Genomic DNA, 2,266 nt, shown 5'->3' on the forward strand with positions numbered 1-2,266 from the left:
CCCCGGCTGAATCAAGTAGGTTTCGTGCCAAATGCCAACGCTGCCATCACTGCCGACGGCTTTGTTAAACGATTGCCAGGCGGGAAGGTGTAGCTCGGAGGGGCTGCGGGCAAACTGTTCCAGGTCTTCAAACGATCGCCAGTAGGACATCATCATGATGCCCAGGGGAAAGAGCCGAAAGAAGCTCTCTGCGCCCAAAAAGCCCTTTTCGGGATGTTCCGTCAGCGTTTTGATCATCGGCCCCATCGCCCGGGCAACGGGTAGCCATTTGCCAAATGCCCACGGCTGATTCACTCGCATCCCAATCAGGAACACGACAAATTCAGTGTCGATCTGGGCAGTATAGCGGCCGGGCTTCACCAAAGTTTGGGCAGGCTGAGCAGAATTTTGGACAGAATCAGGCGGGGAAGGTAGCGGATTCATGACTAGGCTCCAAAAGTTCAAAAAAAGCTCAAAAAGTAGATTACTCAATTTATTGAGTATACACAGCATGGTATATTCGCATTATTGAATATGTCAAGCAATTTGGTTGAAGCACTCTGATGGCGATCGCCCATGCAATCCTCGCAGCCCTGCTCCACAAGCCATGCAGCGGCTATGACCTGGCAAAACGGTTTGACCAGTCGGTCGAAAGTTCCGTCGGCTTCTTCTGGACGGCCAGCTTCCAGCAGATTTATCGGGAACTGGGGCGACTAGAAGAAAAAGGCTGGCTGCAAGCGGAAACCGTGCCGCAAGACCACCGCCCCGACAAGCGGATTTACTCCGTCACCGAGGCGGGGCAGCAGGCGTTGCGCGAGTGGATCGCCGAACCCGACGACCCCATGCCCATGAAAGACGACCTGCTGGTGAAGCTTTATGCGGGTCATCTAGTGCCGCCTGAAGCCATGATTCGCAAGCTAGAAACCCAGCGCCAGCAGCACCAGCAGCGCCTCGCCATTTATCAGGAAATTCAGCAGAGTTATTTCCAGCATCCCGACACCCTCTCAGCCCAGTCGAAATACGTCTATTTGACGCTGCTGAATGGGCTGCACTATGAGCAGGGCTGGCTCGCCTGGTGTGAAGCGGCGATCGCCCTTCTGCAATCTTGAGGCTGCCATCTGGAGAGCGAAGACTTGACAGCAGGCTAGCGGAGAAACTGGGGGCGGGCCTGCTGCGTTTGCTGGAGCAGCGCTTCCAGGGCTGGCCAGTTTTGAGTTTCGACGTAGTGAATCACCTGGTCGAGGCGATCGCGGTATTGATGCAGCCCGTGCAGCAGCGCCGTCTGGTTGTATTGCGCCATCATCACCCCCAGTTCGGGGTTGCCGCCGCCGACACGACTGGTGTCCGCAAAGCCAGAACTGGCTAGGCATTGCGCCAGTTGCAGCACCGCTGCATCGGGTTCCGCGAGGCAGGTTGCAATCAGCCCTGCGCTGACCATCACGGGCAGATGGGAAATCAGGGCAACGGCGCGGTCGTGGGCGGCGGGCGGGCACTGGTATAGCCGCGCCTGGAGCGATCGCACTAATTCCGCCACCGTTTCCAAATCGGCGGGTTGGGTGCTGTCGATGGGGGTCAGCACGTAGGGGCGATCGACAAATAAATGGCGCTGGGCGGCCTCCAGCCCGCTTTCGGCCGTGCCCGCCATCGGATGTCCACCGACGAAGTGGGGCCAGCATGGGGCGATCGCCCCTACAATCGGCTGCTTCACCGATCCCACATCGGTCAAGATGGCATCGGGCTGCAAGTGCGGCAGCAGCGCCTCCACCGTCGCCGCCATTGCCCCCAGCGGCGTACACAGCACCACCACCGCTGCTTCTGCCATCAGCGCCAAGTCAGGACTCGCCCGATCCACCACACCCAGGGCGATCGCCCGCTCACAGGTTTCCGCCCGACGGCTCATGCCCAAAATCGTGTGGCCGAGCGATCGCCAGTCCAGCGCCAGCGACCCACCAATCAGCCCCAGCCCAATAATGCCAATCTTCACAGCCCGCGCTCCGCCTGGTTTATCGTGCAGCCCCGTTATTTTACCGGAGAGGAGATGGGACGGAAAAAACGAAAAACGAAAAACGAAGCCTCTTCACTCTTCGTTCTTCGTTCTTCGTTCTTCACTCTTAGTTCTTCACTCTTCTCCCTTCCCTCGCTCCCCCCAACACCACCAAGCGAGTATGTCACAATGAAGGACAGTCCACCGGAGAATGAAACCAGCGCGTGATCGAGGTCGAGGTTCATCAACAGCTACGGGCGTTTTTGCGGGCGCAAGGCGAACCCTACTGGCCCCATCATTTGA

3 protein-coding genes are annotated in these 2,266 nt (G+C 58.2%); 1 reads left to right on the forward strand and 2 read right to left on the reverse strand.

Features of this window, described 5'->3' with window-relative positions; all coding sequences use genetic code 11:
• Positions 1-423 (reverse strand): DUF4188 domain-containing protein (locus IGS51_RS04145; protein ID WP_297076285.1); only part of this gene is annotated, 423 nt, incomplete at its 3' end.
• A gap of 119 nt (positions 424-542) precedes the next feature.
• Here IGS51_RS04145 and IGS51_RS04150 point away from each other — a divergent pair.
• Positions 543-1,088 (forward strand): PadR family transcriptional regulator, encoded by a 546-nt coding sequence (locus IGS51_RS04150; protein WP_172356188.1) that lies wholly within the window; start codon positions 543-545, stop codon positions 1,086-1,088.
• A gap of 35 nt (positions 1,089-1,123) precedes the next feature.
• Here the strand turns inward: IGS51_RS04150 and IGS51_RS04155 are convergent, their stop codons facing one another.
• Positions 1,124-1,963, reverse strand: a complete 840-nt coding sequence (locus tag IGS51_RS04155; RefSeq protein WP_297076289.1) for a prephenate/arogenate dehydrogenase — start codon at positions 1,961-1,963, stop codon at positions 1,124-1,126.
• Positions 1,964-2,266 lie beyond the last annotated feature (303 nt).

The organism is Thermoleptolyngbya sp. M55_K2018_002 (genome assembly GCF_015295965.1).
In the GTDB taxonomy this organism is placed as follows: domain Bacteria; phylum Cyanobacteriota; class Cyanobacteriia; order Elainellales; family Elainellaceae; genus Thermoleptolyngbya; species Thermoleptolyngbya sichuanensis.